Source organism: Streptomyces sp. NPDC055078 (assembly GCF_053607985.1).
Window position 1 is genome coordinate 1 of record NZ_JBSGUP010000328.1, and the last position, 8992, is coordinate 8992.

Consider the following 8992-nt stretch of genomic DNA (forward strand, 5'->3'; position numbering starts at 1 on the left):
GGAGCCACTGTGGGGCCGTCGGCGCGTCCGGTCGGCGGAGTACCGCTCGCGTGCGCGCCGGGCCCGGCATTCCCTGGAGGGGTGCGGAGCCTTCTCTCAGCGGTGTCGACGGTACTGATCGTGCTCGTGGCCCTCCTGGCGCCACTGAGCGTGCTCGCCGTGTGGGCGGAGCGGGAGATCGGCGACACGGACGGTTATGTCTCCGCGATGGCACCGCTCGCCTCGGAGTCCGCCGTACGGAATGCCGTCGCCGACCGGATCGCCGAGGAGGTGGTACGGCAGGCCGGCGCCGGGCCGTTGTCCGGAAGCGATGCCGGGCCGCTCCCGGGGAGCATGGGGGAGCTGGTGCACGACGCGGTGCTCTCCTTCGCCGGGACCGAGCCGTACCGGACGGCGTGGAACACCGTGAACCGGGCCGCGCACACCGCCGTGGAGCAGGCGCTGACCAGCGCCGACAGCGACCCCGCGAGTATCGATCTGGCACCGGTGATCGACCAGGTGAAGCGGCAGCTCAGCCTGGAGGGCGTGCCCTTCGCCGACCGGATTCCGGTGGTGGACGCCAGGGTCGCCGTGGTGGACCCGGATCGGCTGGGGGCGGCGCGTGAGGCGTTCCACGATCTCCAGCTCGCCTGGGTGTGGCTGCCGCTCTTGACCGTGCTCCTGGCCGTAGCCGCGTATCCGCTCGCCCGCCGACGGCTGCCCGCCCTCGTCGTGTCAGGGGGGCTGGGGGTCGCCCTCGCGGTGGGCGGCCTTCTGCTCCGGCTCGCGGTCGCCGTCGGCCGCGTACTCGTCCTGCGCGACCTCCCCCCGGACGTGGACCTTCCGGCGGCGGGCGCGGTGTTCGACGCACTGACGTCGACCCTGCGGACGGCATCGTGGTGGCTGATGGGCCTGGGGGTCGTGGTGGGCGCGGTCGTATGGCGGCGGCTGGGGCGTACCGGGGCAGGGACCCGGGCAGGGGCGCCCTGATCGTGGTTTCACGTGAAACACCTCGACTCCGCGTGCAGCTCCCCCGAGCCCGGCTCCGAGCCCGGCCGCCCCGACCCGGACCCGGCCGCCCCGACCCGGACCCGGGCCCGCCCCGGCCACCGATCCTCATGCCTTACTTTTGCGGTGAGTTGACGCCAAGGGCCCCAATGCCGGAACAAAATCGGTGAAACTGACGTCCTCAGAGTGAAGTGACCGGGTGATGGGGGGCACTCCACATTGACGACTCGCCGGCGAAGACCCGCTGAACGTCGACCCGCTCACGACGACTCGATGACGACGACTCGATGACGATGCGGCGTCGATCCGTGTGCCGTCCCCGGCGGCACACGACAGACGGACCCAGACACGGAGGACCGATTGGACAGCGCCATCTCGACCGCGGAACGGACCGCCGAGCCGGACGCACCGCTGCGTCCCTCGGGCGGCCGACGCGCCGCCGTCTGGTTCGCGGTGCTGTTGCTGATCGTGCCGACCGTGGTGGTGGCCTGCCGGGTGGCGGACACCGACGCCGTCACCCCCGTACCGCAGTTGCTGGCGTTCCTGCCGTGGCTGCTGCTGCCCGCGGGGGCTGCCCTGGCGCTGGCGCTGCTCGGCCGCTGGCGGGTGGGCATGGCGTGGGCAGCGACGGTGCTGGCGGTCACCGGATGGTTCGTCCGGCCGTACGACACCGGACTGGCCGATGTCCCGGACGGCCGGGTCGTCGCACAGCTCGACGTCCTCACCTCGAATGTCGAGTTCGGGAACGGGACGGCGGGCCTGCTCGCGGCCATCCAGCGCGAGAAGCCCGATCTGATCTTCGTCCAGGAGTGCGCCCAGCAGTGCTCGGACGCGCTGGCCACCAAGGTCTCGCGCGCCGAGTACCCGTACCGCAATGTCATCGACGGCTCCATGGCCTCCGGTTCGGCGATCGTCAGCAAGTACCCCTTGCGCAAGGCGGCCGGGATAGAGAGCGTCCACGCGATGCCCGGCTCCGTCGCGACGATCGCCGGACGTGAGGTGCACCTACAGCTCGCGCATCCGCTGCCGCCGCTGCCCAGGGGGGTTGACGACTGGCGCCGGGAGCTGGGGCGTATGACCACCTACGCCAAGGGGGTGAAGGACGCGCCCGCGATCGTCGCGGGCGACTTCAACGCCGGTCAGGACCATGCCGCCTTCCGCCGCGTACTCGACGCCGGCGATCTGCGGACCTCCGCCGCGCTCGGCGGCGCGTCGCGCACCCCCTCCTGGCCGACCATGGTGGGCCGCCCGCTGGGCACCCAGATCGACCACGTTCTCATCAGCGACGAGTTCTCCGTCCGCAAGGCCAGGTTCCTGGAGCTGGACAACACCGACCACCGCTCCCTGCTGGTACGGCTCGAACTGCACGAAGCGGGCTGACGGCCACACCGGCCAAGAGAACCCCGGCCAAGAGGACCACCAGGCGGCGAAGGTCACGGGCGGCGACCGGCCCCCGGGCTTGCCCCCACGCGCCCTCCTGGGGCATGAGTTGACCATGGAGACCCGAGCGGGACTGCTGTCCCCACCCGAGTGGCTGCTCAACACGCTGCGGCCGGAGCCCGCCCCCGTGCCCTGGGCGGCGGTCGTCCGCGCGGGGGTGGCGCTCTCCGCGCCGCTCGCGGTCGGGTTCGCGGTGGACCGGCCCACCCATGGGGCGCTGGTGTCCATGGGCGCGCTGGCGGCAGTCATCGGCGACACCGCAGACGCGTACCGGATGCGGATCTTCAACATCGCCGTCCCGCAGCTGTTCGGCGCGATCGGTGTCGCCCTCGGCATCTTGGTGTACGGGAACGGCTGGCCCGCCGTCGCCGTACTGACCCTCGTCGCCCTGGTCTCCGGAATGATCTCCTCGATCGGCGCGGTCGCCTCCGTCTCCGGGCTGCTCCTGCTGCTCTACGCGGTGGTGGGCGCGGGGCTGCCGATGCCGGAGCCCTGGTGGCAGGCCCCGCTGCTGCTCTCGGCGGGCGGACTGTTCGTGCTTCTGCTCACCCTGCTCGGGTGGCCCTTCCGGCGGCGGATGCCGGAGCGCGCCGCCGTCGCCGACACCTATCGCGCCGTCGCCGAACTGCTGGCGGTGGCGGGGACGGCGGCGTACGAGGAAAAGCGCCAGGCGGTCACCGAGTCCCTCAACACCTCCTACGATCTGATCCTCGCCCGCCGCGCCCGCGACCACGGCCGCCGGGGCCCCCTCGTACGGCTGCTCGCCCAGCTCAACGCCCTGATGCCGCTGCTGGAGGGGGCGGCGGCGGCCCATCTGTACGGGCGGGCCTCCCGCCGCCCCGAAATCGCCGCCGCCGTACGGCTGCTGGCCGACGCGGTCGCCGAGGGCGGCGGCCCGACCCCCGAACTGCGGCTGCCCGAGCCCGAGGGCCCCGCCGATCGCGCGGTCGACGGCGCGCTGCGGCACGCCGCCACCGTGGTGCGCGAGTCCGACCCCGACCCGTACGCCGCCGACGACCGCCTCGGGCGGCCCGCCCGGCTCGGCGTCCGGTTCCGGACCACCACACGCTGGGTGCTCTTCTCCGAAGCCTCCTGGCGTTACGGTCTGCGGCTCGCCCTCTGTATCGGCCTCGCGCAGGCCCTGGTGTCCCTGGTGGCCGTACCCCGTTCGTACTGGGTGGCCCTCACCGTCACCTTCGTCCTCAAACCCGACTTCGGCTCCGTCTTCTCCCGTGCGGTCCTGCGCGCCCTCGGTACGGTGGCGGGCCTCGTCGTCGCCGCCGTCGTCCTCTCCGAGGTGCCCATCGGCTGGTGGGACATCCCGGTGATACTCCTCCTCGCCGCGCTCATCCCCGCGTTCTCCGCCAAGGGGTACGCCTTCCAGACGGCCGCGATCACCCCCGTCATCCTGCTGCTCTCCGACCTCCTCAACCGCGAGGGCTTCGACCTCGTCCTGCCCCGGCTGCTGGACAGCCTCATCGGCTGCGCGATCGCGCTGGTGGCGGGGTATCTGCTCTGGCCCGAGAGCTGGCACACCCGGATCGGGGACCGGCTGGCGGCGGCGGTGGACGACATCGCCGCGTATGTGGGGTGCGCGTTCGTGGCCACGGGGGCCACGGGGACCCCGAGGGCTGGTGGGGATACGGATACGGGCGCGGGGACGAGTACGAGTACGGGCACGGGCACGGGTGCGGGGATGGACCGGGGCGAGCAGATCCGTCTGCGCCGCCGGATCTACCGCGATCTGTCGTCCGTACGCTCCGAGTTCCAGCGCGCCCTGACCGAGCCGCCGCCGACCGGGAAGCGCGCCGCCGCCTGGTGGCCCCTCGTCGTCGCCGTCGAACGCATCGTGGACGCCACGACGGCGGCGCGGGTCCGGGTCGACCACGGGGCGACCCCGCCGTCCCCCGACGAGGTCGCCGGGGTGGCCCGGGAGTTGCGGGGACTGGCCGAGGGGGTGCGCAGCAGCGAGGTCCTGGTCGAGGTGCGGGCGGCCCTGGAGGGCGACGAGGAGGGAGTCCTCGCGCCCCTCCGTCACGAGGTGACGGCCGCCCGCGCGATCGCCTCCCCGAGGTAAGGGGCCCTCACTCGCCTCCCCGAGGCAGGCCGCCCCCGCGCGGCCGCCACCCGGACCCCACCCGGGGACCCCGGAGACCCTGGAGGGGCCTGCACCACCCGGACCCTGCGGGCACCCGCACCGGGGCGAGCATATTCAGCCTGCCCGGCGATTGAGGGCGGACCCCACGCCCCAAGAGCCCAAACTCACCAGCCCCGGAGGCCACCCAATTCAGCCCCACCCGGGGACCCCGGACCCACCGGCGCAGGCGCAGGCACCGGGCAGAGGAGGCCGTACCGGGGCGCGGCCACGGGCGGAGAGGCCCCACCCCCACCGCACCGTCAGCGGCAAAACGCCCCCGTAACCCCCCGCGCCGCCCGGACCCAATCGTCCTGGTCCCCGGGCGGAAGCCCGAGCACATGCTGCTGGGAGAGGCCGCGCAGCAGCGCGCTCAGGGCCGGGGCCAGCCGGGCCGCGTCGGCTGCCGGGAGCGGCCCTGAGGGCGTGGCGCGGCCGGTGAGGAGCTGGGCGAGCAGTTGCTGGGGCTCGTCGACGGTGTCGCGGAAGTCGTCAGTGACGCTGTCGCCCTGAAGCGCGAGGCCCATCGCCTCGAACTCGATCCGCATCGCGCGCCAGCCGTTCGCCCCGTCGACGGTCCGGTGATAGGCGCGGGTGTACACCTCCACCGCGCGCTCCAGCGGCAGTTCGGGAGCGTCGGCGAGCGTCGTGGTCACGTCATCGATGCCGCTGAGCTGGCTGTTCATGACCGCGTACAGCAGACCCTGTTTCGAACCGAAGATGGAGTAGATCGCGCCGGTGGTGAGGTCCGCCTCACGGGCGATCGCCTCGATACCGACCGCGTGGTAGCCGTGCGCGACGAACAGTTCCTCCGCGGCGCTGATCAGCGCCTGCGAGTTCCGCTGCCGTGCCGCGGCCCGCCTGCCCGCCATCCCGGGCCTCCTTCGATATCTCGCGCGCCTTCTGGTGCGCCGTCCCGTGCGACATCCGGTGCGTCGTCTCGTGCGACATCTCGTGACTGTCGGGTCATTGTGCCTGCACCACCCATTCCGTAGAGTCGCTATTGAAATAGTATCGCTATCAAATAGGGAGGCACACCGTGCCCACCGACATCCCAGCGCTCATGGCGGCGATCCCTCCCGCCGACCGGTTCCCGGGCGTCGACGAGATGCAGGCGGAGCTGGACCGGCTCGTGGCGGAGTACCCGGAGCTGGTCGAGATCCGCCGGATCGGCACGTCGCGGCAGGGCGAGCCGATCCGGATGATCTCCATCGGCAGCGGTGAGCGGAACGCCCTGGTCTTCGGCGGCCCGCACCCCAACGAGCCCGTCGGCGCCCTCACCGTCCGGGAGCTGGGACGCGTCCTGTGCGCCGACGACGCCCTGCGCGAGGGGCTGAACTGCCGCTGGCACCTCATCCCGTGCGTCGACCCGGACGGCGCCCGGCTGAACGAGGGCTGGTACGCCCGCCCGGACAGCCGCGAGCGCTACGGCCGCGACTTCTACCGGCCCGCCTTCGCGGAGCAGCCGGAGTGGACCTTCCCGTATCTCACCGAGCCCGGGTACTTCGACCGGATGCTGCCCGAAACCGTCGCGCTCGCCCGGGTCATCGACGACCTGGCGCCCGACGTCCTGTGCTCCCTCCACAACGGCGAGTACGGGGGTGTCTTCCACTACGTCAGCACCGCCGACCCGGACCTCGCGGCCCGCCTCGCCGCTGTCCCGGGGTACGAGAACCTGCCGTTGCACAACTCGGTCTGGGAGATTCCGCGGAGCCACCTCGTCACGCCGGGCGTCATCCTCACCCCGGGTATCGCGGAGACGGCCGCCATGTCCGGCGACGCGGAGGCGGCGACGGGCGCGAGCAGCACGGACTACGCCGCCCGCCACGGCACGGTCAGCGTCATCACCGAAGTCCCCTACTGGGAGGACGCGTCCGCCGCCGACACCTCCGACTGCGGCCGTACCTTCGGCGAGATCATCGGCGACAGCCTCGGGCTGTGCGAGGAAACGTTCCGGGAGCTGACCGGCCTCGTCGAGGACTCCGCCCGCGAACTGACCCTCGACACCCCCTTCCGACGCTCCCTGGCGGACGGTCTGCGCGCGCTGGAGGGAATGGCCACCGGGTGGCGATCCATCCTGGCGGACGCCGGCGCGGCGGGCCGGACCGCGACCGTGTCCGAGGAGTGCTCGTTCCGCGTACTGCCGCACATCATGCGCGTCCGGTACGCGGGCACCGCGCTGCGCCTGTTCGGCGCGGAAGCCGCCGCGGGCAACGTCCGTCCCGGAGTGCGCCAGGGTCTCGCCGACGCCGAACGCCTCTTCAGCGCCTGGCTCACCGAGGCCGACGCCGCCCTGCCGGGCAAGCGCATCGACATCCGCCGCCTGGTGGCCGTACAGGTCGGTGCCGCCCTCGCCACGGTGGAGTTCGTACGCGACCGGGCCGCCACGCCCTAGCGCCCGGCCGCCGGACGCTCCCCTGCGACCGGCGCCTCTCTCGTACGCGACGGGCCGGCCGGTCCGGCAGCCGACAACCGGTTCCTACGTCACCGTCCCACCGCACCCGGCACCGGCACCGGGCCCGTCCGGACATCCCCACCCGCACGGGGCCCGTCGGGACATCCCCACCCGCGCCAGGCACCGGGCATCCCCACCCGGCACCGCGACGGCCCACACCCACCCGAACCGCCCGCCCCACCAGGCCCGTACACAACACCCGCTCCACCAAGTCCGTACACAACGCAAGTCCGTACGCAACGCACCGAACCGCCCGCCCCTCCGGGCATCAGGGTCTCCGGGGTTCCCCGCCCCCCCACGGGCCCTCGGCCGCCCGTCGGCCCACCCGCCTCTCCCACTCCCCCTCGGGGCAGACGCCCCGACTCTCCGGAGGTCAGCCGTGCAGGACACCCCTATCCCCAGCCGTGCGCCCGTCGTCGTACTCGTCGGCGCGGTCGTCGGGTTCACGCTCGTGGAGAGCCTGGTGGCGCCCGCTCTCCCTCACATCCAGCGCGGAGTGGGCGCCTCGCTGGCGTCGATCGCCTGGATCTTCACCGGGGTCCTGCTGATGGGCGCGGTCAGCGTGCCCGTCGTCGCCCGGCTGGCCGATATCCGCGACAAGAGACCGCTGTTCATCGGGGTCGTGTCCATCAGCGCCGTGGGTGTCCTCGTCGCCGCGCTCGCGGATTCGGTTCTCCAGCTCACCATCGGCCACGCCCTCCAGGGCGTCGGGCTCGGGCTGATCCCCCTCAGCGTGGCGATCATCCGGGACACCCAGCCCGAGAGCCGGGTCCGGGGTGCCAATGGGCTCATCATCGGCGCATCGGCGCTGGCCATGGTGGCGGGGCTGCTCATCGCGGGGCCCCTGCTCGAACGGCTCCACTACAGCTGGCTGTACTGGCTCGCCTTCGCCGTGCTGGCCCCCGTCGCGATCTGCTCCCGGTGGGCGCTGCCGCCCTGCCCGCCGACCCAGGAGGGCCGCCTGGACGTCCCCGGGGCCGTCCTGCTGGCCGGTTCACTGACGGCGCTGCTCGTCGGCGTTACCAAAGCGCCGTCCTGGGGCTGGACATCGCCCGGGTTCCTCGCGCTGGAGGCGGTCGCCGTCCTGGGGCTGATCGCGTTCTGTGCGGTCGAGTCGCGCACCGAGCACCCCCTGATCCGGCTGCGGCTCGGCGGCCGGCCGGTCGCCGTCGTCTGTCTGGTGTCGTTCGTCATCGGGTACGTCACCTCGGCCATCCACATCGTCATCCCCACCATCTCCGACTCACCGCGCATCACCGGCTACGGCCTTGAGGCCGATGCCACCACCGCCGGCCTGCTGCTCCTTCCCCTGGGCGTCACGGCCCTCGTCGCCGCGCCCCTGACCGGCCGGCTGGAACGGCTGCTGGGCGCCCGGGGCGTGATGGCCCTGTCCGGTATCGCCATCGTCGGCGCGTGCGCGGTTCTGTTCTCCGCCCGCCAGGGTGCCGCCGCGCTCGCGGTCTCGTCGGGCCTGCTGGGCATCGGCATCGGCTGGGGTCTGACCCAGGCGATGAACACCGTGGCCATCGAGATCCCCGCGGCCCGGGTCGCGAGCGTCACCGGACTCGCCTTCGTCCTCAAGAGCGTCGGCGGCACGCTCGGCGGGCAGATCAGCGCCAGTGTGCTCGCCGGAAGGCCCATGGCGGAGGTGCCGCTGCCGTCCTGGTCCGGGTTCACCACGGTGTTCTGGATCGCGACGGCGGTGGGCGTCATCGCGGTGGGCCTGAGCACGATGCTCCCCTCGGCCACCCGCCCGGCCCCCGCCCTGAGGGAGATCACCGACCCGGTGACCTGACGTCGTGGCGTGTCCCGGTGTCCCGGTGACCAGGCCGCGTGGCGTGCCCCGGTGACCAGGCCGCGTGGCGTGCCCCCCGTGGCAGCCCCCCGCCGCGCGGCCAAGCCCATAGGCCCCCGAGTACGACCGGCTCACGGCCGAAATCGACGCACATCCGGGGCGCCGGAACGGGGAACGATAG

General features: G+C 72.9%; 6 protein-coding genes. 5 read left to right on the forward strand and 1 reads right to left on the reverse strand.

Going from position 1 to position 8992, the window contains the following annotated elements; translation table 11 throughout:
* The first annotated feature begins 102 nt into the window (after positions 1-102).
* The 3 genes from ACWF94_RS24595 (at position 103) to ACWF94_RS24605 (ending at position 4504) form a co-directional block, all read left to right on the forward strand.
* Positions 103-969: a hypothetical protein gene (locus ACWF94_RS24595; RefSeq protein ID WP_453492369.1), complete on the forward strand. Its 867-nt coding sequence runs from the start codon at positions 103-105 to the stop codon at positions 967-969.
* 378 nt (positions 970-1347) lie between these two features.
* Positions 1348-2367, forward strand: a complete 1020-nt coding sequence (locus ACWF94_RS24600) for an endonuclease/exonuclease/phosphatase family protein (RefSeq protein ID WP_453492372.1) — start codon at positions 1348-1350, stop codon at positions 2365-2367.
* 115 nt (positions 2368-2482) lie between these two features.
* A complete protein-coding gene (locus tag ACWF94_RS24605) occupies positions 2483-4504 on the forward strand; it encodes an FUSC family protein (RefSeq protein ID WP_453492375.1) in 2022 nt (673 codons plus the stop codon).
* Between the two features lie 320 nt (positions 4505-4824).
* On the opposite strand, the gene ACWF94_RS24610 is transcribed toward ACWF94_RS24605, so the two are convergent.
* On the reverse strand, positions 4825-5433 hold the full coding sequence (locus ACWF94_RS24610) for a TetR/AcrR family transcriptional regulator (RefSeq protein ID WP_453492378.1): 609 nt from the start codon (positions 5431-5433) through the stop codon (positions 4825-4827).
* A 167-nt stretch (positions 5434-5600) separates the two neighbouring features.
* Between ACWF94_RS24610 and ACWF94_RS24615 the strand changes: the two genes are divergently transcribed.
* Entirely contained in the window at positions 5601-6956 is a 1356-nt protein-coding gene (locus ACWF94_RS24615) for a M14 family zinc carboxypeptidase (protein ID WP_453492381.1), read from the forward strand.
* A 439-nt stretch (positions 6957-7395) separates the two neighbouring features.
* Entirely contained in the window at positions 7396-8811 is a 1416-nt protein-coding gene (locus tag ACWF94_RS24620; RefSeq protein ID WP_453492383.1) for an MFS transporter, read from the forward strand.
* The last annotated feature ends 181 nt before the right edge of the window (positions 8812-8992 follow it).

Coding starts and splice junctions, on each gene's coding strand:
- ACWF94_RS24605 (WP_453492375.1), top strand. CDS start 2,483: ATGGAGACCCGAGCGGGACTGCTGTCCCCACCCGAGTGGCTGCTCAAC.
- ACWF94_RS24610 (WP_453492378.1), bottom strand. CDS start 5,433: ATGGCGGGCAGGCGGGCCGCGGCACGGCAGCGGAACTCGCAGGCGCTG.